The sequence below is a fragment of the Acuticoccus sp. I52.16.1 genome, from assembly GCF_022865125.1.
Lineage (GTDB): Bacteria > Pseudomonadota > Alphaproteobacteria > Rhizobiales > Amorphaceae > Acuticoccus.
The window spans coordinates 3643965-3668387 of record NZ_CP094828.1 but is presented as its reverse complement, the minus strand read 5'-3'; the positions used below and the strand labels follow the sequence as shown (position 1 = coordinate 3668387).

At 68.4% G+C, this 24423-nt stretch carries 22 protein-coding genes; 14 read left to right on the top strand and 8 right to left on the bottom strand.

Features of this window, described 5'->3' with window-relative positions; genetic code table 11:
• Positions 1–4: 4 nt before the first annotated feature.
• Positions 5–1225, bottom strand: coding sequence for a glycosyltransferase family protein (locus MRB58_RS16550; protein ID WP_244778211.1), 1221 nt, complete (start codon positions 1223–1225; stop codon positions 5–7).
• A gap of 207 nt (positions 1226–1432) precedes the next feature.
• On the opposite strand from MRB58_RS16550, the gene MRB58_RS16545 reads away from it, so the two are divergent.
• From MRB58_RS16545 to MRB58_RS16520, 6 genes are all read left to right on the top strand, one after another.
• Positions 1433–4054 carry an ABC transporter ATP-binding protein/permease gene (locus MRB58_RS16545; protein ID WP_244778210.1) on the top strand — a complete coding sequence of 874 codons (2622 nt, stop codon included), beginning with the start codon at positions 1433–1435 and terminating at the stop codon, positions 4052–4054.
• Positions 4051–4509, top strand: coding sequence for a cyclic nucleotide-binding domain-containing protein (locus tag MRB58_RS16540; protein WP_244778209.1), 459 nt, complete (start codon positions 4051–4053; stop codon positions 4507–4509). Before MRB58_RS16545 ends, MRB58_RS16540 begins: the two co-directional genes overlap by 4 nt.
• Entirely contained in the window at positions 4506–5381 is an 876-nt protein-coding gene (locus MRB58_RS16535; protein WP_244778208.1) for an MBL fold metallo-hydrolase, read from the top strand. The genes MRB58_RS16540 and MRB58_RS16535 overlap by 4 nt, the downstream gene beginning before the upstream one ends.
• 106 nt (positions 5382–5487) lie before the next feature.
• Positions 5488–6249: an SDR family NAD(P)-dependent oxidoreductase gene (locus MRB58_RS16530; RefSeq protein WP_244778207.1), complete on the top strand. Its 762-nt coding sequence runs from the start codon at positions 5488–5490 to the stop codon at positions 6247–6249.
• 50 nt (positions 6250–6299) lie between these two features.
• On the top strand, positions 6300–7448 hold the full coding sequence (locus MRB58_RS16525) for an acyl-CoA dehydrogenase family protein (protein ID WP_244778206.1): 1149 nt from the start codon (positions 6300–6302) through the stop codon (positions 7446–7448).
• A gap of 223 nt (positions 7449–7671) precedes the next feature.
• Positions 7672–8331, top strand: coding sequence for a L,D-transpeptidase (locus MRB58_RS16520; RefSeq protein ID WP_371747299.1), 660 nt, complete (start codon positions 7672–7674; stop codon positions 8329–8331).
• 36 nt (positions 8332–8367) lie between these two features.
• On the opposite strand, the gene MRB58_RS16515 is transcribed toward MRB58_RS16520, so the two are convergent.
• Entirely contained in the window at positions 8368–8721 is a 354-nt protein-coding gene (locus MRB58_RS16515) for a hypothetical protein (protein ID WP_244782089.1), read from the bottom strand.
• Between the two features lie 55 nt (positions 8722–8776).
• On the opposite strand from MRB58_RS16515, the gene MRB58_RS16510 reads away from it, so the two are divergent.
• From MRB58_RS16510 to MRB58_RS16500, 3 genes are all read left to right on the top strand, one after another.
• Positions 8777–9712: an RluA family pseudouridine synthase gene (locus MRB58_RS16510; RefSeq protein WP_244782019.1), complete on the top strand. Its 936-nt coding sequence runs from the start codon at positions 8777–8779 to the stop codon at positions 9710–9712.
• A gap of 86 nt (positions 9713–9798) precedes the next feature.
• Positions 9799–11301, top strand: a complete 1503-nt coding sequence (locus MRB58_RS16505) for a phytoene desaturase (protein ID WP_244778204.1) — start codon at positions 9799–9801, stop codon at positions 11299–11301.
• Positions 11298–12239 carry a phytoene/squalene synthase family protein gene (locus MRB58_RS16500; protein ID WP_244778203.1) on the top strand — a complete coding sequence of 314 codons (942 nt, stop codon included), beginning with the start codon at positions 11298–11300 and terminating at the stop codon, positions 12237–12239. Before MRB58_RS16505 ends, MRB58_RS16500 begins: the two co-directional genes overlap by 4 nt.
• Before the next feature lie 37 nt (positions 12240–12276).
• On the opposite strand, the gene recF is transcribed toward MRB58_RS16500, so the two are convergent.
• The 6 genes from recF to MRB58_RS16470 all read right to left on the bottom strand — a co-directional run bounded on the left by recF (position 12277) and on the right by MRB58_RS16470 (position 19067).
• Complete coding sequence (gene recF / locus MRB58_RS16495) at positions 12277–13398, bottom strand: DNA replication/repair protein RecF (RefSeq protein WP_244778202.1); 1122 nt, start codon at positions 13396–13398, stop codon at positions 12277–12279.
• Positions 13399–13414: 16 nt separating this feature from the next.
• Positions 13415–14533, bottom strand: a complete 1119-nt coding sequence (dnaN, locus tag MRB58_RS16490) for a DNA polymerase III subunit beta (protein WP_244778201.1) — start codon at positions 14531–14533, stop codon at positions 13415–13417.
• Positions 14534–14783: 250 nt separating this feature from the next.
• Positions 14784–16241 carry a chromosomal replication initiator protein DnaA gene (gene dnaA, locus MRB58_RS16485; protein WP_244778200.1) on the bottom strand — a complete coding sequence of 486 codons (1458 nt, stop codon included), beginning with the start codon at positions 16239–16241 and terminating at the stop codon, positions 14784–14786.
• A gap of 136 nt (positions 16242–16377) precedes the next feature.
• Positions 16378–16812 (bottom strand): rhodanese-like domain-containing protein, encoded by a 435-nt coding sequence (locus tag MRB58_RS16480; RefSeq protein WP_244782018.1) that lies wholly within the window; start codon positions 16810–16812, stop codon positions 16378–16380.
• 1085 nt (positions 16813–17897) lie between these two features.
• Positions 17898–18161, bottom strand: coding sequence for a 30S ribosomal protein S20 (gene rpsT / locus MRB58_RS16475; protein WP_244778199.1), 264 nt, complete (start codon positions 18159–18161; stop codon positions 17898–17900).
• A gap of 129 nt (positions 18162–18290) precedes the next feature.
• The gene (locus MRB58_RS16470) at positions 18291–19067 is read right to left on the bottom strand and encodes an enoyl-CoA hydratase (RefSeq protein ID WP_244778198.1); all 777 of its coding nucleotides are present in this window, start codon (positions 19065–19067) and stop codon (positions 18291–18293) included.
• Between the two features lie 138 nt (positions 19068–19205).
• Between MRB58_RS16470 and zapE the strand changes: the two genes are divergently transcribed.
• The 5 genes from zapE to sucC all read left to right on the top strand — a co-directional run bounded on the left by zapE (position 19206) and on the right by sucC (position 24171).
• Positions 19206–20327, top strand: coding sequence for a cell division protein ZapE (gene zapE / locus MRB58_RS16465; protein ID WP_244778197.1), 1122 nt, complete (start codon positions 19206–19208; stop codon positions 20325–20327).
• Between the two features lie 151 nt (positions 20328–20478).
• The gene (mdh, locus tag MRB58_RS16460) at positions 20479–21441 is read left to right on the top strand and encodes a malate dehydrogenase (RefSeq protein WP_244778196.1); all 963 of its coding nucleotides are present in this window, start codon (positions 20479–20481) and stop codon (positions 21439–21441) included.
• The gene (locus MRB58_RS16455) at positions 21407–21901 is read left to right on the top strand and encodes a hypothetical protein (RefSeq protein ID WP_244778195.1); all 495 of its coding nucleotides are present in this window, start codon (positions 21407–21409) and stop codon (positions 21899–21901) included. The genes mdh and MRB58_RS16455 overlap by 35 nt, the downstream gene beginning before the upstream one ends.
• A gap of 247 nt (positions 21902–22148) precedes the next feature.
• The gene (locus MRB58_RS16450) at positions 22149–22721 is read left to right on the top strand and encodes a hypothetical protein (protein WP_244778194.1); all 573 of its coding nucleotides are present in this window, start codon (positions 22149–22151) and stop codon (positions 22719–22721) included.
• Between the two features lie 256 nt (positions 22722–22977).
• Complete coding sequence (sucC, locus tag MRB58_RS16445) at positions 22978–24171, top strand: ADP-forming succinate--CoA ligase subunit beta (RefSeq protein WP_244778193.1); 1194 nt, start codon at positions 22978–22980, stop codon at positions 24169–24171.
• Positions 24172–24423: the final 252 nt, after the last annotated feature.

Genomic DNA, 24423 nt, shown 5'->3' with positions numbered 1-24423 from the left:
GGCATCAGCGCACGACGGTGAGACGGCCGTACGCCGGGCGCCGCACCCGCCCCGACAGGATCGTCTCGGTGCGCGCATTGATCGTCTCGAGGCCGCACAGCAGCTCCTCGAAGCCGGCGGCGGACGGCGGCGCACGCTCCGGCAACTCGGCCAGCGCGTCGACCATCATCTCGACGTTCGGATAGTCGTCGATCGGCAGGCAGGTGACGAGACCGGCGCTCTCGGCCTTGGCCGCACGGATCGCCTGCTCGCGGCGCGGCACGACGCGGGGGACCAGCAGCGTCGGTTTGTCGAACGACAGGATCTCGCAGAAGATGTTGTAGCCGCCCATGCCGACGATCGCGGTCGCCTCCATCATCAGCCGCTCGATCACCGGGGTGAAGCGGATGATGTGGACGTCGCGCAGGGTTTCGGAGCGGGCCTTGAACTCGGCCTGCTTCTCGGCCGGCATGAAGGGGCCGAGGACGATGAGCGCCGGGAACAACGGCCGCTCGCGCGCCTCGTAGGCCCGCAACACCCAGTCGACCAGTTCCATCCCATCGCCACCGCCGCCGGGGGTGACGAGGATGAAGGGCTCGTCGTCGAACGGGTTCAGCTCGGCGGTACCGTCGCCGTTGGGCACGTCCCGCTTCAGGTAGCCGGTATAGAGGATCTTCTCGTAGACGTTGGTGGAGACGCCGATGCCCTCCAGCGGGTCGTGCACCTCGGCTTTGCCGTACACCCAGATCTCGTCGTAGAGGTCCTCCAGCGCGCTGACGGCGTGCTTGCGCTCCCATTCGTCGGCGAGGCTGGCGGGGTCGTCCATCACGTCGCGCAGGCCCAGCACCAGGCGCGTGCCCCGCTCCTTCAGCATTTCCAGCGTCGGTTGCACCTCGCCCCTGAGGCCGAGCGGCTCCTTGTCGACGATCATCACGTCCGGATCGAAGACGTCGGCCGTGTGCTCGATGATCGAAGCGCGCAGCCGCAGCATCTCCTCGATGCCGATGGAGAGCGAGTGCGACGAGTAGGCCCCGTCGCGCAGCTTGATGACGCCCGGCACGCGCACGAAATCGACGCGCGGGCGAAAATCGAAGCTGCCGATAATCGGCGAGCCGGATAGGATGATGACGGAGAGTCGGTCCATGGCACCCACCATGGAGTGGGCGATCGCACGGCAGCGACGCAGGTGCCCCAACCCGAAGGAGTCGTGCGAGTAGATCAGAATGCGGGGATGATCGTTCGGCATGGGACCCTCGACCCGGACCGCGGCCGATGGTCGGCAACCGTCTGATTAAGGAAGCTATGCGTCAGCAGACGCAAGGACGCAATATCGCGGTACAAGGATGGTGCCACTCGCGCGCGGGCTCGCGCGCCGCGGGCGGTTGGATCGCTGTGCAATCGAGGCCTTTTTGCGATTGCGGCAGTTGGGGACAATGGTAATCTAAAGGGCATAATGGAACGAGATCTCTTCGGCTTTATTTGGCGCTACTCCAAGCGCCAGCAGATCGTCATCCTCGCGCTGACGGTATGCTCGTTCCCCATCCTCTACATGACGCTCGAGCTTCCCAAGTGGATCGTCAACGAGGCGATCTCGGGGACAGATTTCCCGAAGGATATCCTAGGGGTCGAGCTGAACCAGATCCAGTATCTGGTGGCGCTGTGTACCGGCTTTCTGGCGCTCGTCGTGGCCAACAACGGCGTCAAGTATGTCCTGAACATCTATAAGGGCGTCGCGGGCGAGCGCATGCTGCGCCGCCTGCGCTACATGCTCTACAACTCGATCCTGCGGTTCCGCCTGCCACGCTTTCGCCGCGTGTCGGGCGGCGAGCTGATCCCGATGATCACCGCCGAGGTCGAGGACGTCGGCGTCTTCATCGGCGAGGCGATCGCCACGCCCGCCTTCCAGGGGGGAACGCTGCTGGTCTACATCGTCTTCATCTTCGCGCAGGACCCGTTCCTCGGCGCGGCGGCGGTGTCGCTCTACCCGCTGCAGGCGTACATCATCCCGAAGCTGCAGAAGAAGGTCATCCGCCTCTCGCGCGAGCGGATCATCAACATCCGCTCCATCTCCGAGCGGATCAACGAGACCGTCAGCGCCGCGGCCGACATCCACGCCAACGATACCTCACGCTACCACATGGCGGATCTGTCAGATCGGCTGTTCCTGAACTACCGGATCCGCCTGGCGATCTTCCGGCGCAAGTTCATGATCAAGTTCCTCAATAACTTCATGAACCAATTGCCGCCCTTCTTCTTCTATTCGGTCGGCGGTTACCTCGTCATTCGCGGCAACCTCTCCTTCGGTGCGCTCGTCGCGGTGCTGGCCGCCTACAAGGACCTCGCCTCGCCCTGGAAGGAGCTGCTCGACTGGTACCAGACGCTGGCCGGCGTGAAGGTGAAGTACGAGACCGTCGTCGAGAACTTCGACGTCGACGACGCGATGCCGCCGGAGCGGATCGCCGGCGAGGCCAACGGCGAGATCGAGCTGCCGAACGCCTGCGTCGCGCTGCATTCGGTCACCGCGAGCGGCGGCGGCAGCGGCCAGGAGGTCCTGGACGTCACGCTGGAGATCAACGAGGGCGACCGCCTCGCCATCTACGGCGCCGACGGCTCGGGCCGGACCGAGCTGGTGATGACCGCGGCCGGTCTCCTCAGCCCCGTCGCCGGCCGCAGCACCATCGGCGGCCGCCGGTTCGACGAGCTGCCCCACCAGTCGATCGCGCGGCGCATCTCGTACGTCGGCTCCGATCCCTACCTCTTCAACGAGACGATCCGCGCCAACATCGTCTACGGCCTCAAGACCGACCCGGTGGACGAGGACAGCGACCACCTCTCGGACCTGCGCCACGTGGAGGCGAGCCTCACCGGCAACTCGCTGCACGACGTCACCGCCACGTGGGAGGACCACACCCGCGCCGGCGTCGACGCGGCCGAGAAGCTGGACGACATGCTGATCGACCTCGTCCAGCTCGTCGGCTTGGAGGGCGACCTCTACCGCCTCGGCCTCGCCTCCTACTCGTTCGAGCATCGCGACCCGGACTTCGACGAGAAGATCCTCAAGGCGCGCGCCGACGTCGTGCGCCAGGTGCACGAGGACAAGAGCTGGAAGGGCCTCGTCGCGCTGTGGGAGAACGAGCGCTTCAATCACTCGGCGACGATCGGCGAGAACGTCCTCTACGGCGTCCCCAGCACGGTCGGGACGCCGGTCTGGTCGGCCGCCTCGGACCCGGCGGTGATGGGCGCGCTCGTCACCGCGGGCGTCGCCGACCGGCTGGTCGCGATGGGCGCCGAAGTCGCCGAGACGATGATCGAGCTCTTCTCCGACACCGGCGCCGACGCCTCGCTGATCGGCGACTACTCGTTCCTGTCGACCGAGGAGATCCCGCAGTTCGCCGACCGGCTGCGCCAGCACAAGTCCGGCGCCGACCTCTCCAAGGCCGACCGCGCCGCCTTCGTCGGCCTCGCCTTCCGCCTGATCCCCGGCCGTCACCGCATCGTCACCCTTTCCGAGAAGGATGAGGCCGAGCTGGTCGCCGCGCGGCGCGTGGTCCACGACGCGTTGAAGGACGACCCGAGCTATGCCCTGTTCGAAGCCGACCGCGTGATCGCGCCGCTGTCCATCGAGGAGAATATCCTCTTCGGCAAGCCGCGAGTGGACCGGCGAGGCGCCTCGGACAAGATCGATGCGCTATTGCGCGATACGACGCGGGCACTGGGCCTGCGCGAGCCGATCGCCCGCGCGGGGCTGAACTTCAACGTCGGGATCGCCGGTGGCCGGCTGTCGGCGGGGCAACGGCGACGCGTGGGACTCATTCGCGCCCTGGTCAAGCAGCCGCAGGTCCTCGTCATCGACGGTATTTTCGATGGGGACCGGCAGCTTCTGGCACGCGTTATGGAGACGTGCAAATCAAGCACGATGGTGGTCGGAACCACCGATCCGAAGGTCGCCGAGGCGATGGAATCGGTCGCGGTCATGCGTGATGGCAGGTTGGTTGCACGGGGTGGATGGGATAGCGTGAAGAATATCGCTGTATATGGCGAGGATGACGAAGCTCGGGAGAAGGAGGCGTCATGAGCATCGACACGGACGCCGCCGCGCTCCGCAAGATCCCGCTGTTCCGCGGGATCGAAGACCAGAAGCTGCGCCTCCTGGCCTTCATGTCCGAGCGCGTCCGGTTCGAGGCGGGCGAGAACCTCGTCGAGGAAGGCGACTTCGGCGACGTCGCCTACATCATCCTCTCGGGCGAGGCCGACGTCCTGGTCGCCTCCCCCAGCGGTGAGCAGCTCGTCGCCACCGTCAAGGAAAACGACTTCGTCGGCGAGATCGCGCTGCTGATCGACGTGCCGCGGACCGCCACCGTCCGCGCCACGTCCGAGATCATGGCGCTGGCGGTCACCAAGGAGCACTTCTTCAAGCTCCTGGGCAACTTCCCCGACATGGCGCTCGAGGTCATGCGGGCCCTCGCCCACCGCCTCGAACGGACGACCCGTGAATTCGGCCGACTGCGGGCCGCGGTTGCCAACACGTGACGATCCGCCATCCCGACACACTGTCTCTCACCATTTGGGGCGCACGCGGCTCGATCCCGGCGCCCGGCCCCCACACGCTCCGCTACGGCGGAGAAACGACCTGCCTGGAGATCCGAGCCGGCCCGCACCTCCTCCTGATCGACTGCGGCTCGGGCGCCCGCCGCTGCGGCGCCGCCTTCGCCGAGGAGGGCATCGAACAGCTCGACGTCCTCTTCACCCACACGCACATGGATCACCTGTGCGGCCTGCCCTTCTTCTGCTCGGCCTACGATCCGAGGGTCGCGGTGAGCTTGTGGGCCGGCCACATCCCGCCCGGCGGCACCCTGGAAGAGATCGTCGAGCGGATGATGAGCCCGCCGATCTTCCCGGTGGCGACTTCCGCGCTGCGCAACACCGAATTCCGCTCCTTCAAGGCGCGCGACACCTTCAAGCTCGATTCGGGCCTCACCGTCTCCTCGACACGGCTCAACCACCCCGGCAACGGCTGCGGCTACCGGATCGAGTGGGCCGGATCCTCGATCGCCATCATCACCGACCATGAGCATGGCGACGACATGCTGGACGACGCCATCGCCGAGTTCGTCACCGGCGCCGACCTGATGATCTACGACGCGATGTACCTGGAGGACGAGTACCCCAAGTACGTCGGCTGGGGCCACTCGACACCGACCCAGGCGCTGGATCTCGCGGCCCGCTCCGGCGTCTCCATCCCGATGATCTTCCACCACGACCCCTCCCGCGGCGACGATGCGCTCGACACCCTCGCCCGCGAGGTGAACAGCCAGCTCCCCGGCGCGATGATCGCCAAGGAGGGGCAGACCATCCATCTCACCAACGGCGAGATCGAGATCGGCACCAGCCGCGCCGCCTGACGCTCCGTCAGCCTCCTCATCCGACAAGATCGTCAGACGAACGCTTGCGGCGGACCCGCGAGGTCGGGCACACACGGGCGCATGAGACAACGGGAAGGAGCGTTCCATGAAGCTCACTGAAGCCCCCGCGGCGATCGTCACCGGCGGCGCCTCCGGATTGGGCGCGGCGACCGCGCGCCGCCTCGCGGCCGAGGGCGCCAAGGTCGCGCTCTTCGACCTCGCCGACGGGACCGCCGTCGCCGAGGAGATCGGCGGGATCTGGGTCGAGGCCGACGTCACCTCCGAGGACAGCCTGCGCGCCGCCTTCGCCGCGGCCCGTGCCGCCCACGGGCAGGAGCGCATCCTCGTCAATTGCGCCGGGATCGCCCCCGCCGCGAAGACCATCTCGCGCGGCGAGCTGCACTCCTTCGCGCTCTATGCCAAGACGATCGACATCAACCTGATCGGCACCTTCCGCGCCTCGGCGATGGCCGCGCTCGGGATGAGCGAGTTGGACCCGATCACCGCCGACGGCGAGCGCGGGGTCATCATCATGACCGCCTCCGTCGCGGCCTATGACGGGCAGATCGGACAGGTCGCCTACGCCGCGTCCAAAGGCGGCGTCGCGGCGCTGACGCTGCCGCTGGCGCGCGAGATGAGCCAGTTCGGCATCCGCGTCGCGACCATCGCGCCCGGCATCTTCGAGACGCCGATGCTGGCGGGGCTGCCGGAGAAGGCGCAGGCCTCGCTCGGCGAGCAGGTCCCCTTCCCCAAGCGCCTCGGCAAGCCCGACGAGTACGCCGACCTCGCCAAATATATCGTCGAGAGCCCCATCCTGAACGGCGAGGTGATCCGCCTCGACGGCGCGATCCGCATGGCCCCACGATAGGACGACGGACGGGCGCGACGACGGATGGACGGATAGGGGGAGGACGCACGATGCTGCTCACCGAGGATCAGGAGTTGATCGCGGACGCCGCGCGGCGGATCGCGCAGGAGCACCTGGCGCCCAACGCCGCGGCGCTCGACCGTGGCGAGCCGGCCGCTCGCGAGGCCTTCCTCGCCAACCTCGAGCGGCTCGCCGCCAACGGCTTCATGGCGGTCGATGCACCGGCCGAATACGGCGGCACGGAGGCCGGAACGACCGCCTTCGCGCTCACCGTCGAGGCGGTCGGCAACGCCTGCGCGGCGACGGGCGTGACCGTCTCGGTCACCAACATGGTGGGCGAGGTGATCGCCTCGGTGGGAAGTGAGGAGCAGAAGCGCACCCACCTCCCCCGCCTCGCCGACGGCACCTACAAGGCCGGCGCCTTCTGCCTCACCGAGGCGTCCGCCGGCTCCGACCCCGCGGCACTGACGACGCGCGCGGTCATGTCCGGCAACGAGTGGGTGCTGAACGGCTCGAAGCTCTACATCACCTCCGCCGCCTACGCGGGCCTCTTCGTGGTGTGGGCGGTGACCGACCCGGACGCGCCCAAGGGCAAGGGCATCTCCGCCTTCCTCGTCGAGGCTGGGACGCCCGGGCTCGTCGTCGGGCGCGAGGAGGACAAGCTCGGCCAGCGCGGCTCGGCCACCAACGCGGTGCACTTCGAGGATTGCCGCATCCCGGCGGACGCGCTGCTGGGGCCGCTGCACGGCGGCTTCCGCATCGCCGCGGGCGAACTGGCGGGCGGGCGCATCGGCATCGCGGCACTGGCGCTGGGCATCGCGCGGGCGGCCGTGGACGCGGCGATCGCGCACATCAAGGAGCGCGAGCAGTTCGGCCGGCCGATCGCCGCGATGCAGGGCCCGCAGTGGATGATCGCCGACACCGAGACCGAACTCGAGGCCGCGCGGCTCCTCATCCTCCAGGCGGCGGCGCTGAAGGAGGCGGGGCGCCCCTTCGGCAAGGCGGCGTCGATGGCCAAGCTCTATGCGAGCGAGGCGGCGCAGCGGGCCACTTACACGGCGCTGCAGCTCTTCGGCGGGGCGGGCTATATCCGCGACCACCCGGTCGAACGGTATGCCCGCGACGTGCGAATCACCACGATCTACGAAGGCACCAGCGAGATCCAGCGGCTGATCATCGCCCGCGACACGCTCGCCTGACGCCGCCGCGGCTGCGACATGGTGTACGCGTGATTGCGTGCACCGTTGCAACCACACCACACAGCCGGACCGGAGTGCTCTCCGAGCGCTCACGAGAACTTGAGGTCCGGCGACCGAGCCTTGAGATCGGGCGTTAATTCCGCATCAACAGGATGTTGGCCGGCGTGCGATGCCGCGCATGCCGGCTCCCCGCAAAAGGAAACGGATGATGCCGAGTAACTTCATGAACCGCAGGACGTTCTGCATCCTGGGGGCGACCAGTGCGGCCGCGACGCTCTCGGGCTGCGTCAACGGTGGCACCTTCCAGAGTGCGACACTCGGCTATCGTCCGGTTCCGCAGCTCGGCACGCCCGAGCGCGAGGCCTTCCCGCTGCCGCGGGTCGACTACAACACGATCCCTGTCGAGTTCCGCCGGCAATATGTGTCCCACTCGGGTCGCTACAAGCCCGGAACGGTGGTGGTCGACACCTCCAGCCGCCACCTCTACCTGATCGAGGACGGAACGACCGCGATCCGCTACGGCATCGGCGTCGGCCGCGACGGCTTCTCGTGGGGGGGCAGCGCCAAAATCGGCCGCAAGGCGCAGTGGCCGACGTGGACGCCGCCGTCCAACATGATCAAGCGCCAGCCCGAGCTGCGCAAATGGGCCAGCGGCATGCCCGGCGGCCCGGCCAATCCGCTCGGCGCGCGCGCCATGTACCTCTACAAAGGCGGCCGCGACACGCTCTACCGCCTGCACGGCACCAACGATCCGTCCTCGATCGGCAAGGCGATGTCGTCGGGCTGCATCCGTATGCTGAACGTCGACTCGATCGACCTCTACGAGCGCGTCAAGATCGGCACCCCGGTGGTGGTCGTCCAGAACGCGACGGCCCAAGTCTGAGCCGTCCCACCGCCTGAGGGGTGCCGCGGGGCGCCCCTACTCGGGGGCCGCCGCCGGCGCCCCGGTGAGATCGAAGCGACGCATCAGCACGCCGTCGTCCATCCGGCGAACCTCGATCCGCGGTGTGGCGCCGCCGATGGTGATCACCAGCATCCCGTCGTCGGCCGTCACCGCACGCACTTCCTCTGCGGCGACGTCTAACGCGACAGGGGTGCCGTCCGGCCGCGCGCCGCTCTCGGAAATGCGATAGAACACCGCGATCGCCACCGCCGCGAAGCCCAGCAGCATCACGCTGGACGACACCAACAGGAGACGCACCAGCTTGCGACGAACCCGCTCCACCGCCGGATCGAGCGGTTCTTCCTCTTCCTGGACCTCTGATGAGGACACCGAGCCTCCTGCCACGTCGGGCGATTGCGAGATGGGGTCGGGCGAGACCTTCGTGATGACACGCGCCGGGCGCGCCGATGCGCTCCTCGCCGCCGCCTCCGGTCTCAGCCGCACCCGCGTCCAGGCGCTGATACGGTCCGGCGCCACAAAACTCAACGGTGAACCGCTGAGCGATCCCGCCGCACGCCTCACGGTGGACGACGCGGTGACCCTGGTGGTCCCCCCGCCCGAGCCCGCCGAGCCCGCCGCCGAAGCGATCCCCCTCGACGTCCTCTACGAGGACGACGCCGTGCTGGTGCTCGACAAACCGGCCGGCATGGTGGTCCACCCGGCGGCCGGCCATGCGTCCGGAACGCTCGTCAACGCGCTGCTGGCGCACTGCGCGGGGTCGTTGTCGGGCATCGGCGGAGTGCTGCGGCCGGGCATCGTCCACCGGCTCGACAAGGACACGTCCGGCGTGATGGTCGTCGCCAAGTCGGATGCGGCGCACCAGTCGCTGGCGGCGCAGTTCGCCGACCATGGCCGCACCGGGCCATTGCGCCGGCGCTATCACGCCTTCGCCTGGGGCGCGCCCGAGCCGCAGAAGGGCGTGATCGACAAGCCGCTCGGCCGCCACCCGACGGACCGCCAACGCTTCGCCGTGCGCGCCGACGGCAGGCAGGCCATCACGCATTACCGCCTGGTGCGGCGCGTCGGCCCCGTTTCCGAGATCGCGCTGGAGCTGGAGACTGGACGCACCCACCAGATCCGCGTGCACCTGACCGCCATCGGCACGCCGCTGGTGGGCGACCCGGTCTACGGCACGGGCTTCGCCACCAAGGCCAACCTGCTGCCGCCCGCCGCCAAGGATGCCGCCAAGACCCTCGGCCGCCAAGCACTGCACGCCGCACACCTCACGTTCGAGCACCCCATCACCGGCGAAGTGATGGCGTTCGACGCGCCCCTCCCCGCCGACCTCGCCGCCTTCGCCGCCGCGCTCGACGCCGGCTGAGCGGCGAAAGGCAGCACTTGCCCGCTCGGGCGGTGGCGGCGGCGCGGTCCTCCCCTAACTCCTTTGACCTCGAGGAGGACGGCACAATGCAGCGGGCGATCGTAATCGGAGCCGGATTCGGGGGAATCGCGCTCGCCATCCGGCTCCAGTCCGCCGGGATCGCGACCACGATCGTCGAGGGGCGCGACAAGCCCGGCGGGCGCGCCTACGTCTACGAGGACGACGGCTTCGTGTTCGATGCCGGCCCCACCGTCATCACCGATCCGACGTGCCTGGAGGAGCTGTTCACACTCGCCGGCCGCACGCTGGACGACTACGTGACGCTGCTGCCGGTCTCGCCCTTCTACCAATTGCGCTGGGACGACGGGACGGTGTTCGACTACGTCAACGACCAGGCCGAGCTCGACCGGCAGATCGACGCGATCAACCCCCGCGACGTCGACGGCTATGCCCGCTTCCTCGCCTACTCCAAGGCGCTGCTGGAGGAAGGTTACGTCAAGCTGGGCACCGCGCCGTTCCTGTCGGTCGGTTCGATGTTGCGCGTGGCGCCGCAGCTGGTGCGCCTGCAGAGCTACCGCACCCTCTACGCCAAGGTCGCGAGCTTCATCGAGGACGAGCATCTGCGCCAGGCGTTCTCGTTCCACACGCTGCTGGTCGGCGGCAACCCGTTCGCCACCAGCGCGATCTACGGGCTGATCCACGCGCTGGAACGCCGCTGGGGCGTGTGGTTCGCGCAGGGCGGCACCGGGGCGCTGGTGGCCGGCATGGTCCGCCTCTTCGAGGAGCTGGGCGGGCAGGTGCGCCTCGCCTCCCCCGTCGCGGCGATCGAGACGGACGGCGACCGTGCGACGGGCGTCCGCCTCGCCACGGGCGAGCGGCTGGCGGCCGACATCGTCGCCTCCAACGCGGACGTGATGCACACCTACGCCTCGCTCCTCGGCGGTACCGCGCGCGGCGAGGCGCAGGCGCGGCGACTGGCGAAGAAGCGCTATTCGAACTCCCTCTTCGTCGTCTACTTCGGCCTCGACCGGGACGTGCCGGGCGACCTGGAGCATCACACCGTGCTCTTCGGACCGCGGTACCGCGAGCTGATCGGCGAGATCTTCGCCGGGCCGGAGCTGCCGGAGGACTTCTCGCTCTACCTGCACGCACCGTCGAAGACGGACCCGTCGATGGCACCGGAGGGGCGGAGCGCCTACTACGTGCTCGCCCCGGTGCCGCACCTGGGTGCCGCGTCGATCGACTGGGATGCGGCCGGACCGGCCTACCGCGACCTCATCCTCGCCGAGCTGGAGCGCCGCGCGATCCCGCGGCTGCGCGAGACGCTGGTCACCTGCCGCACCTTCACCCCGGCCGACTTCTCGCGCGAGCTGAACGCGCACCTCGGCTCGGCGTTCTCGCTGGAGCCGATCCTGACGCAGTCGGCCTTCTTCCGCTGTCACAACCGGGACGACACCATCGCCAACCTCTACTTCGTCGGTGCGGGCACGCATCCGGGCGCGGGGGTGCCGGGGGTGGTCGGCTCGGCGAAGGCGACGGCGCAGCTCATCGTGGGCGAGCGGGTGGCCCCGTCGCCGACGGACCGATGAACGAGGCGGCGGCCGCCCGCGCCACGCTCGCCCGCGGTTCGAAGAGTTTCGCGGCCGCCTCGACGCTGCTGCCGCCGGCGCTGCGCGACGACGTCGCCCGCCTCTATGCCTGGTGCCGGCACGCGGACGACGTGATCGACGGGCAGGATCTCGGCCACGGGGAGCGCGTGGTGCCGGACCCGGCCGCCCGGCTCGCCGAGCTGCGCCGCCAGACCGACACGGCCCTCGCGGGGGCGTCAGTGGCGCCGGTGTTCGCCGGGTTCGCGGCGGTGGCGCGGCGACACGGGATCTCCCGGTCGCTGGCGCACGACCACCTGGACGGGTTCGCGATGGACGTCGACGGTCGCACCTACGCCACGATCGACGAGCTGGCGGCCTACTGCTACGGCGTCGCCGGCGCGGTGGGCGTGATGATGGCGCTCGTGATGGGTGTCGCGCCGGAGGAGGCGGACACGCTGGACCGCGCCTGCGACCTCGGCCTCGCCTTCCAGATGACCAACATCGCGCGCGACGTGGTGGCGGACGCGGCGGTCGGCCGCCTGTACCTCCCCACGACGTGGCTCGCCGAAGCCGGCGTCCCCCCATATCCCGACGCCGTCCGCGCCCCGGCGCACGCCCCTGCCGTGCACACGGTCGCGGTGCGCCTGGTGCATGAGGCCGAGCCCTACTACCGCTCGGCGCGTGTGGGTCTGGCGCGCTTGCCGCTGCGGGCGCGATGGGCGGTCGCCTCGGCGAGCGCGGTGTACCGGGAGATCGGCGTGCGTCGGCAGGCCGCGGGGCCGGCGGGCCTGGCCGAGCGGGTCGGCACCACCAAGGCGGAGAAGTTGCGCCTCATCGCCGGCGCCCTCGGCCCCACCCTCTCCCGCCCGCGCGCCACGCCCTCGCGCGGCGGCCTCTGGACGCGGCCGCGCCATGCCGGGGACGGGACGCGACCGTAGCGCGTCCCCACACGCCGCCACCACCGCGAGCGGGCGTCTATTGCGGGGTGATGGTCCCGGCCTCGACGCGGAAGCGGTCGGCACGCTCGCCCAACGCGGTGAAGAGGCTCTCGTCGGTTCCCGTCATGAAGGTCTGAGCGCCGAGGGCGTCGAGGGTGTCGTAGAGCGCGGCGCGGCGCGCCGGGTCGAGGTGGGCGGCGACCTCGTCGAGAAGGAGGATCGGCGTCTCGCCGGTGACACGGGCGACCAGCGCCGCGTGGCCGAGGACGATGCCGATGAGGAGGGCCTTCTGCTCGCCGGTGGAGGCGAGGCCGGCGGGCATGTCCTTCTCCACGTGCGTCACCTTGAGGTCGACGCGGTGCGGCCCGCCGAGCGCCCGCCCCGCCGCGCGGTCGCGCCCGCGCCCTTCGCGCAGGCGGCGGGCAAAACCGGGTCCGTCGGCGTCGCCCTCGTCGCCGGCGAGGGCGAGCACGGCTTGCGGGAAGTCCCCCCCGTCCAGCGCACGCACGGCCTGGGCGGCGTTCAGCTTCACGATCAGCTCGACGCGGGCAGCCGCCATCGCGGCGCCGTGCTCGGCCATCTCGCGCTCGACCGCCTCGTACCAGCGCGCGTCGGACACGCCGTCTTCGAACATCTTGTTGCGCTGGCGCATCGCACGCTCGTAGGCGTTGGCGCGGCGGCCGTGCTGCGGGAACAACGCCAGCGCCAGCCGGTCCAGAAAGCGGCGCCGGTCGGATGTGCCGCCGGTGAAGAGCCCGTCCATCGCCGGTGTGAGCCAGAGGACGCGAGCGACGCGGGTCAGGTCGTCGGGCCGCGCGTCGGCGCCGTCGACACGCACGATGCGGCTCCCCTCGCCTTGCAGGCCGGTGCCGACCGCGCTTTCCTCGCCCCCCTTGTCCACCCGCGCCGAGACCGCCCAGCCGGTTTCGGCCGGGGCCCCCTGCCGGATCATCTCGGCATAGGTCGCGCGCCGCAGGCCCCGACCGGGCGACAGCAGCGAGATCGCCTCCAGCACGTTGGTCTTGCCCGAGCCGTTGGGGCCGGCGAGCACGACGTGATCACGCGCCGCGCAGAGGCGCGCCTCGGTATAGTTGCGGAACTGGGAGAGGCCGAGACGCGTCAGGCGGACGCGCGTGGGCGCTGGCTCGGAGGGCGGCACGCGGGCATGCCCGCGGTCACACGCGCATCGGCATGAGGACGTAGAGCGTCTTCTCCGCGTCGCCGTCGTGGATGAGGGTGGGCGAGCCGGGGTCGGCGAGGGCGAATGTGGCGTTCTCGGAGCCGAGCTGGCTGGTGATGTCGAGCAGGTATTTTGAGTTGAAGCCGATGTCGAGCGGCTCGGAGTCGAAGTCGACGACCAGCTCGTCGGTGGCGGTGCCGGAGTCCGGGTTGATGACGGAGAGGGTCAGCGACCCGTCGGTCAGGGAGAGTTTCACCGCACGGCCGCGCTCGGACGAGACCGTGGAGACGCGGTCGACGGCGGCGGCGAAGTCGATCCGGTCGACGTGCATGATCTTGGTGTTGTTCTTCGGGATCACGCGGTCGTAGTCGGGGAAGGTGCCGTCGATCAGCTTGGACGTCAGCACCACGTTGGCGAAGGTGACGCGGATCTTCGTGTCGCTGAGCTCGATGGTGAGTTCGGCCTCGGGGTTCTCCATCAGACGCTGCAATTCGCCGACGGTCTTGCGCGGCACGATGATGCCGGGCATCCCGGCCGCGCCCTCCGGCGCCTCCACCTGCGCCTGGGCGAGGCGGTGGCCGTCGGTCGCCACGGCGCGGAACATGGCCCCGCCCGGCGCGTCGACGGCGTGGAAGTAGATGCCGTTGAGGTAGTAGCGGGTCTCCTCGGTGGAGATCGCGAACTGCGTCCGGTCGATCAGCCACTTGAAGTCGGCGGCCTTAAGCTTGAACGCGTGGGTGAACTCGCCGCCGGTGATGTCCGGATAGTCGCTCTCGGGCAGCATCTGCAGGGCGAAGCGCGACCGGCCGGCGGTCAGCGTCATGGTCGACCCGTCGGGGTTGGTCTCCAGCGCGATGCGGGCGCCCTCGGGAATCTTGCGGACGATGTCGTGCAGCATGTGGGCCGGCACCGTGATCGCGCCGGGCTGCTCGACACCGGCCTCGACGGTCTCGATCAGCTCGAGGTCGAGGTCGGTCGCCTTGAGGGTGAGGCTCGCCCCGTCGGCCCGGATCAGCACGTTCGACAGAATCGGGATCGTATTGCGGCGTTCAACGACCCGCTGGACGTGACTGAGGGGCTTCAGGAGATGGGCCCGTTCGAGGGTCGCACGCATACGGGAGTCCGTCCGAAAGGCGCGGGGGTACCGCTGGGAGGCTACGTTGAACAGATGGTAGCCGTGGATTCAAGATCTGGAAGCAAGCAACGCGCGTGCCGCGCCATACGTCCACATATTGCCGGCCGTTTCCGGCCATTTTTTGCCCGGACGGCGCAACGGCCGTCCGCGCCGGGCCCGTGCGCGGGGATGCGGGCACAAAAAAGGCCCGGGTCGCCCCGGGCCGATCGCGTCGTGTCGCAGGTGGCCGTTATTGGTCGAGGAGGCGCTTCAGCGTCTCGATGTCCTCTGCCATCTGCGTGTCCTTGGTGATCAGGTCCTCGACCTTTCGCACCGCGTGCAGGACGGTGGTGTGGTCGCGGTTGCCGAACCGGCGGCCGATCTCGGGGAGCGAGCGCGGCGTCAGCGTCTTGGACAGGTACATCGCGATCTGCCGCGGACGCACGATCACCTTGGTGCGGCGGGCGGAGACCAGGTCCTGGCGCGACACGTTGAAGTGCTGCGACGTGACCCGCTGGATGTCCTCGATCTTCGGCTTCTTGCTCTCGCGAGCGCGAAGCAGATCGCGCAGCGCGTTCTCGGCCATTTTCAGGTCGATCGGCGCGGAGGTCAGCTGGTTGTGGGCGACGAGGCGGTTGACCGCACCGTCGAGGTCGCGCCCGTTGGTGGTGATCGACCGGGCCACGAAGTCGACCACTTCCTCGGGGAAGACGAGATCCTCGAACATCTCGTGCTGGACCGAGATGCGCTGCTCGAGGATCGCCTTGCGCATGGCGTAGTCCGGCGGCGTCAGTTCCACGAGGAGACCGCCGCTGAGGCGCGAGCGGACCCGCGCATCGAGGCCTTCCAGATCGGCAGGAGCACGATCGGCGGCGATCACCACCTGGCGCTGGCTGTCGACGAGGGTCGTCAGGGTATGCCCGAACTCCTCCTGCACCTTGGCGCCATTCAGGAACTGGATGTCGTCGATGAGCAGGACGTCGATGTCACGCAGGATGTCTTTGAACGAGATCGTCGTGCGGTTCATCACCGCGGAGACGAACCGGTACATGAAGTGCTCCGCCGTCAGGTAGAGCGTGCGGCGGGCTGGGTTGGCGGCGCCGGCGATGGCCTGCAGCAGGTGCGTCTTGCCGAGGCCGACGGCCCCGGTGACGAACAGCGGGTTGTACGCCGCCCGCTCACCGGGTTGGGCGAAGGCCACCTTCTTGGCGACCGCGACCGCGAGCTGGTTCGACGGGCCTTCTACGAGGCTCGCGAACGAGTGGCGTGCATCCAATGCCGATCCCTCGAGGCCGCCGGCCGAATTCGGCGGAACGGGAGGGCCGTCGATCTGACGGCGCGGGGCGGCCGACCCGTTGGTCTGATCGACGGTGTTGGGGGCACCCGCGGCGGGACCGCTGCGGACGGGCCGGGTCTTGGGACGGAGCGAGGAACGCACCTTGAAGCGCACCTCGCCGATATCGGGGCGCACAGCGCGCCAGCGCTGGACGATGTCGGTCGCGTAGTGGGTCTGCACCCAGTGCCGGATAAACGACGTCGGCGTGGACAGGTCGACGACGGTATTCGAAACGGATTCGAACTCGATGCGCTCGAACCACGACGTATAGATATCCTCGCCGTGGGCAGAGCGAAGTTCTAACTTAATCTGAGACCAGGTTTCGCTATCTTTGCTTTCAGTCGTTCCGGCCGATGCTTGGGTTGGCTCCATCGTTCGCACTACTCCTGAAGGTCCCGTGTTTGAATTGTCATTGCCCGGATAGCGATGCACTTGGCACAAACCCTCCCGATCGGGCGCCCGGGTGCACCCGATGGGATTCGACGAAATACGCGTGGGTCTCGGTTCGCTAAGTCTGCCGCCAGGGGAGACCGGATGCTTTCCACCCGGCGACAGTGCCACGGTGCCCTGCGCCGTCCGGCGGCCCTTCGAAGCCGTCGGTGACGTTGAAGCACCTCTCGTAGCCGAGAGCGCCCATCAACCTTGCGGCGGCGAGGCTGCGGGCCCCGCTGCGGCAGATGAAATAGAGCGCTGTCGACGGATCCGGGCAGGCGCTCTGGAGCGACTGGCCAAAGTCGTCGGCGACGGCCATCGTCGGGAACACCTGCCACTCGAGGAGGACAGGCTCGCCGGACGGAGCCGCGGTGAGATCGGGCAGGCCTACGTAGGCCCACTCGGCTTTGGTGCGCACATCGACGAGGCGAGCGGACGGGTCGTTCATCAGCTCGTTGTAGGCCTCGTCGGGCGTGACCTCTGAAATGGGTGGATTGCCGGTTTGCATCATGGACAATATCCCTCCTCCGGGCGATCGATTGCCCGGCCTTGGTTTCCGGTAGCCTCTATTAACGGGGTCGCAGGGTTCTGCGAACCGTGACTAAGCCGGAGCGGTGACGCAAAAAGCAGATGCGATCGAGCAACCTGAAATTGCAATCACCGACATGCCATGACCCTCTTCGACGGAAACCGCCCGGCTTCGCGAACGAGCTGGGCTTGTCTATTGTGTGAACGGTTCGTTACCCCGATCAACGATTAACCCTTCGCACGCCGGGCTACCGAGGGCAAGCGCCAAGGCGAAGCAGATTCGGCCGATTTGTTTAGCAAATCCGCACATTCTGGCGCTTTTTCACAATCGGGTGCGAAAATCGTGTTGTCGGCGAGGGGGTTCGCACTCAGCCGTGAATTTCATCTCTATCGGAAATTTTTTTCTTGACCGACCAGGAGAATCGGCGGGTGCGGTCACAGCTTTCGCTGGCTAAGCATCGAACCGGCGTTCAACAAATGCACACCCGCCATACCCGGCGATTCAGTCTAAGGTTGCATTCTGTCCAGCCGGCTCGATCTGTCGCAGATGAGAATAATCCCATCCCGCCGGAACCGCAGGACACCCCTCCGCTCCGATGAAGCTGGAATTTACATGACGGACGCGTGACATGTTGTCAGGCCCCTCACGGCGCGCGGGGAAAGGTTGTCCCCAACTGCGGGCGGTGTGGGCTTTGCTCTTTAGCCGGCTCATGGATTGCCGGCTAACCAACCGAAGGCAGCAATGGCGGCCCTCGAGGTGGTTCATAAATTGATCGATCGCATCTCGCCCCAGCAATTTTTCGAATAGCCGGGGCATTGCACCGCGTCGACGCGATGAGAGCCCCCGTGTCGCTGGAGGGCCGGCGCGCGAGGCTCTCGGGCCGATTCGTCGATGCTCAGATTTGATGCAGGGCCGCGGGAGAGCGGGCGCAAAAAATTTCGCCGGCGAAGCGAAATCGCTTCATCCGGCGGAAAGGTCGTCCTGATCGGGCGGCGCGGGGCCGCAGTTCCGGCCGCTTCGGGCGACACCCGGATGGTGTCGCCGCGCGGCCGGCCGAACGGGTGGGCTCAGCCGAGCGCCTTCACGCGGCTCGCCAGGCGCGAGACTTTGCGCGAGGCGGTGTTCTTGTGAAGGATCCCCTTCTGGGCGGCGCGCATGATCTCGGGCTGGGCGTGGTTGAACGCCTCCTGCGCGGCGCTCTTGTCGCCGGAGCGGAGCGCATCTTCGAGCTTGCGCACGAAGGTGCGCATGCGCGAGCGGCGCGCACCGTTGATCGCAGTCCGCTTGTTCAGCTTGCGGACCATCTTCTGGGCGGACTTTGTATTGGCCATGTACTCTTCCGATGACGACGAGCGGGCACGGCGGGGCGCGATCCCGCACCACATCCGCTCACTCGCATGACAAGATTGAAGCGCGCGCCTATCGGTTCAAGAGGCGCTCGTCAAGTCTTTAGCCCTTTTTTAGCGGTTCTGGAACACCGGTTTGCGCTTCTCCAGGAAGGCCGCCATCCCCTCTTTCTGGTCCTCGGTGGCGAACAGGCTATGGAAGATTCGCCGCTCGAAACGGTTGCCTTCGGCGAGCGGTGCCTCGAACGCCCGGTTCACCGCCTCCTTGGCGGCGTGGACCGACGGGCGGCCCTTGGAGGCGATCGTCGCCGCCGCCTTGCGCGCCTCCGCCATCAGCTCCGCCGCCGGGACCACGCGCGACACCAGGCCCGAGCGCTCCGCCTCGGCGGCGTCCATCATCCGACCGGTCAGCACCAGGTCCATCGCCTTCGCCTTGCCGATCGCGTGCGTCAGCCGCTGGGTGCCGCCGACGCCGGGGATGACACCGAGGTTGATCTCCGGCTGGCCGAAGCGCGCGGTGTCGGCGGCGATGACGATGTCGCACATCATTGCCACCTCGCAGCCACCGCCGAGGGCGAAGCCGGCGACCGCCGCGATGACCGGCTTCCGCATCGTCGCGACGCGGTCCCAGCGTGACAGGAAGTCCTCGCCGTAGGCGTCGGCGAAGGACTTGCCGGCCATCTCGGTGATGTCGGCGCCGGCGGCGAACGCCTTCTCGGACCCGGTGATGATCATGCAGCCGATCGCGTCGTCGGCGTCGAAGGCGCGCAACGCGTCGACCAGCTCGTCGATGAGCTCGACGTTCAGCGCGTTGAGCGCCTTCGGCCGATTGAGCGTCACGATGCCGACGGCACCGTCCGTCTCGGTCAGGATGGTTTTGTAGTCGGCCACATCGTCCTCCCGGTTTGGCGTTTGCCGAGGCGTAGCATCCCCCGGCGCCGGGGCAAGACTTTTGGGCGCGGCCATTCTCTGGCAAGAGAGGCGACCCACCCACTCCGATCCTCAGACAATCACGGACGACGCAGCCTGATGAGCAACAGCGTGACCAAGCGCTACGAGGCGCTGGTGGCCGCGGGCGAAGTGCAGCACGACCCCGCACAGCTCGCCGTCGCCGCGGCGCTGGACGACGTGGCGAGCGACCTCACCGCCCAGGTCGCCGCCGACGAGCGCGGTGTCGGCGGCTTCTTTCGTCGCCGGCTCGGCCGCACGCCGCGGGCGGTGAAGGGGCTCTACGTCTGGGGCGAGGTGGGGCGCGGCAAGACCATGCTGATGGACCTCTTCTACGAGACCATCGACGTGGAGCGGAAACGCCGCCTCCACTTCAACGACTTCATGGCCGACGCCCACGCCAGGATCGCCGCGCTGCGCAAGAGCAAGGTCGACGATGCCGTGGTCCAGGCCGCCGACGACCTCGCCGAGGAGGCGCGCGTCCTGTGCTTCGACGAGTTCGCCGTGACCGACATCGCCGACGCGATGATCCTCGCGCGGCTCTTCCGCCAGCTCTTCGCCCGCGGCGTCACGCTGGTGGCGACTTCGAACGTGGCGCCGAACGATCTCTATAAAGAGGGTCTCAACCGCCAGCTCTTCGTCCCCTTCATCCACGCCCTTCGCGAATATGTCGACGTCGTCCGGCTCGATGCCGACGTCGACTACCGGCTCGACCGGCTGAAGGACTTCCGTGTCTGGTTCGCGCCCGGCGACGAGGGGTTCGAGCGGCTCTGGGCGACGCTGCTGGGCGAGCGGGCCGCCGCGCCGACCACCGTCAAGGTCGCCTCGCGCAGCCTCGACGTGCCGCGGGCGGCGGGGGGCCTGGCCCGCTTCGGGTTCTCCGAGCTGGTCGAACAGCCGCGCAGCGCCAACGACTTCATCGCCCTCGCCAAGCGGTTCCACACCATCTTCCTGGAGGACATCCCCGTCCTCACGCCGGACCGGCGCGAGACCACGCGCCGCTTCATCAACCTCGTCGACGTGCTCTACGATCAGAAGGTCCGCCTCGTCGCGACTGCGGCCGCCGAGCCCGACGCGCTCTTCGACCCCGGCGAGAACGGCGGCCGCTACGAGGGTTTCGCCTTCGCACGCACCGCCTCGCGCCTGCACGAGATGCGCTCGGCGAGCTACCTGTCGGACCTCGAATCCACGCCGATGACCTGAGGCTGGCGCGGCCTAGCCTGGGCGCAGCGGCGCCGGCATTCACCCCGCGGGGCAGGCCTCTGGCTTGCGACTGCTGCTTAAACTTGCTTGCGGGGGCGGGGTTATCGCGCTAGCCCGTCGCCGATACGTACACTTTCCCTCGGAAATGCACATGGCACGCTCGAAAATCGCGCTCATCGGCTCTGGCCAGATCGGCGGCACGCTGGCTCACCTCGCGGGCCTCAAGGAGCTGGGTGACGTCGTCCTGTTCGACATCGCGGAAGGCACGCCGCAGGGCAAGGCGCTCGACCTCTATCAGTCCTCGCCCATCGACGGCTTCGACTCCAAACTCGAAGGCGCCAACGACTACAGCGCCCTCGCCGGGGCCGACGTCGTCATCGTCACGGCGGGGGTGCCGCGCAAGCCCGGCATGAGCCGCGACGACCTCCTCGGCATCAATCTCAAGGTGATGAGCCAGGTCGGCGAGGGCATCAAGACCAACTGCCCCGACGCCTTCGTCATCTGCATCACCAACCCGCTCGACGCGATGGTGTGGGCGCTGCAGAAGTTCTCCGGCCTGCCGCAGAACAAGGTCGTCGGCATGGCCGGCGTGCTCGACTCGGCCCGCTTCCGCACCTTCCTCGCCATGGAATTCGACGTTTCGGTCGAGGACGTGACCGCGTTCGTGCTGGGCGGCCACGGCGACACGATGGTGCCGCTGACCCGCTACTCCACCGTCGCCGGCGTGCCCCTGCCGGACCTCGTCAAGATGGGCTGGACCAGCCAGGAGAAGCTCGACTCCATCGTCCAGCGCACCCGTGACGGCGGTGCCGAGATCGTCGGCCTCCTGAAGACCGGCTCGGCCTTCTACGCCCCGGCCGCGGCGGCCATCTCGATGGCCGAGTCCTACCTGAAGGACAAGAAGCGCGTCCTTCCCTGCGCGGCCTACCTCTCCGGCCAGTTCGGCGTCGACGACCTCTACGTGGGCGTGCCGGTCGTGCTGGGTGCCGGCGGTGTCGAGCGGGTCGTCGAGATCGAGCTGCAGGGCGACGAGAAGGCCCAGTTCGACAGCTCGGTGAACGCCGTCAAGGGTCTCCTCGATGCCTGCAAGAAGATCGATACGTCGCTGGCGTAGTCGATCGGGCCTCGTCACGGCCGTCAGCGCGGCGCTGGCCCTGCCCAGCGTCGCCGAAGAGCCGGTCTGGTTCCTGAAGGAGGATCCGGCCGGCTCCGTCGCGCTGTGGGGCGTGCCCGACACGGACGCGGTCGGGTTCGTCGTCACTTGCGGTGATCGCGAGATGGTGATCCTCAGCCCCGCCCTGTTCGCGATGACCGAGCCGCAGACCGAGCAGAAGCTCCGCTTCACCGTCGACGGAGACACCTTCGTGCGCGACGCCCGTCTCGTCTTCAGCGAGCGGGATGCCGCGTGGCAGGCGTCCGCCGCCGTCGCCACCGACGATGCGCTGCTCGCCGCGCTCAAGCGCGGCCATGCCATCACCTACGACTTCGCCCCGCCCCTGCGGCCCGGTGACGCCTTCACGGTGTCCCTGAAAGGCTCGGCCGATGCGCTGGGCGACGTGATCGAGGCCTGCTGAGCGGCGATATCCGCCGCTCCACGCCGCGCCGCCCGCCCCGCGCCATCGCAGCCCGTGGCGGCTATCACCATTTTGTTTGCCGCCGAATGTGCGTGCACTGTTGCAATCCTGCCGCACATTGGTCCACTAGAAGCTGTGCTCGGCTCACGGGAACGCGGGCCTGTAGCCCCGGGCCGCCCGCTCGCGAAGCAGGCCCCATCCCGACTGAGCGTTCAGAACCGAATGGATCGGATCCATGTGCCATGCGTTGCGTAAGGCAGCCGCGGTCCTCGTGATCGCTGCCGCGTCCGTCGCCCCCCCGGCCCTCGCGGCCGACACCTGGGACGTCACGCCCGAGACCGACAAAGAGCCGGCCGCCTTCATCCGCGTGCCCGGCCAGGAAGAGTGGCCCGAGCCCGGCGTGCACGCGGTGGACGACGGGCAGCGCCGCGCCGCCTTCCCCAAACCGACGCCCCCGCCCCCCGAAGAAATCAAACTGGTCGTGACCTGCAACGAGGGGCAGACGCTGACGATCCATGTCACCGGCATCGGCTATGCCGAGCCGCGCATCATCGGCGGCCTGCGTTTCGAGGTCGACGGGCGCGCCTTCACCCGCATCGCCGATCTGCGCTACTCCGAGCCGGACGAGGCCTGGTTCCCCACTACCGAGGTCACCCGCGAGGACGACCTGATCGAGCGGTTGCGCAAGGGCTTCAACCTCAAGGCCTCGGTAGTCGGCAACGCGGCGGACGGGCGCGTCGTCGCCGTGCCGCTGGCCGGCTCGCACGCCGCGATCGACAAGACCCTCGCCGAGTGTGATGCCGGCGACGCCGGGGCCTGACCGGGCGCCGCACCGCCTCGCTTCACTCGGGCTATCTCCTCGGCAACGACGCCTCGGGCCACGTGCTCGGCGAATTGGGCTTTCGCGCCGTCGCTCGGTCCCGAAAATTCAATGTCGCCCTCGCAAGCGAGTGTGAGCACATCGACCTGTGCCTCAATGCGCCAAACGCGCCTTGAGCGTGGACGAGGCCGGAAAGTCTGTTATCAGGGTGACCGGCACGCAGCGCCATCGTTGTCGACGCGACCCCGAGGATCCCATGAACATTCACGAATATCAGGCCAAACAGCTGTTGAAGACCTTCGGCGCGCCCGTCGCCGAAGGTGTCGCGATCACCAGCGCCGACGAAGCCGCCGCCGCTGCCGCGAAGCTGCCCGGCCCGCTCTACGTGGTGAAGAGCCAGATCCACGCCGGCGGCCGCGGCAAGGGCAAGTTCAAGGAGCTGGGCCCCGACGCCAAGGGCGGCGTCCGCCTCGCCAAGACGATCGACGAGGTCGTCGCCAACGCCCAGGACATGCTCGGCAACACCCTCGTGACCAAGCAGACCGGCCCGGCGGGCAAGCAGGTCAACCGCCTCTACATCGAGGACGGTGCCGACATCGCCCGCGAGCTCTACCTCTCCATCCTGGTCGACCGGACCGTCGGCCAGGTCGCCTTCGTCGTCTCCACCGAGGGCGGCATGGACATCGAGGCCGTCGCCGAAGAGACGCCGGACAAGATCGTCACCGTCCCGATCGACCCCGTCGCCGGCGTGACCGACACCGACATCATGAAGCTGTCCGACGCGCTGGCCCTCGAGGAGCCGGCCCGCGGCGAGATGGGCACCCTCGCGCGCCAGCTCTACCAGGCGTTCACCGAGAAGGACATGAGCCTCCTCGAAGTGAACCCGCTGATCGTCATGGAGAACGGGCACCTGCGCGTCCTCGACGCCAAGGTCGGCTTCGACGGCAACTCCCTCTTCCGCCACCCCGACATTCAGGAGCTGCGCGACCTCTCCGAAGAGGACGCCAAGGAGATCGAGGCGTCCAAGTACGACCTCGCCTATGTCGCCCTCGAGGGCACCATCGGCTGCATGGTCAACGGCGCCGGCCTCGCCATGGCGACGATGGACATCATCAAGCTCTACGGCGAGGAGCCGGCCAACTTCCTCGACGTCGGCGGCGGCGCCTCCAAGGAGAAAGTGACGGCAGCGTTCAAGATCATCACCGCCGATCCGAACGTGCAGGGCATCCTGGTCAACATCTTCGGCGGCATCATGCGCTGCGACGTCATTGCCGAAGGCGTCATCGCCGCGGTGAAGGAAGTCGGCCTCCAGGTCCCGCTGGTGGTCCGCCTCGAAGGCACGAACGTCGCCCAGGGCAAGGCCCTGCTCGACGGCTCGGGCCTCGCCATCACCTCCGCCGACGACCTCGACGACGCCGCGCAGAAGATCGTCGCCGCCGTCAAGAAGTAGGGCGCGACAGAGAATCCGGACGAGAACGGCGGCTCTTGGGCCGCCGTTTTCATTTGCGCACGGCGCCGATCCGCCGGAGCTGACGTGGTGCCGGGTGGAAAGGCCGAGCGAGGGGAGTTCCCCCCTCGCGCTCCCCCCGTCTCGGGGACGGCCAGCCGTTCATATCAGCTGGCTGAAGACGCCAGCTGGCATGAACGACTGCTGCGAGCCTGAGGAGGGCTCCGACGGCGTCAAGCCCCCGTCCTCGCCATG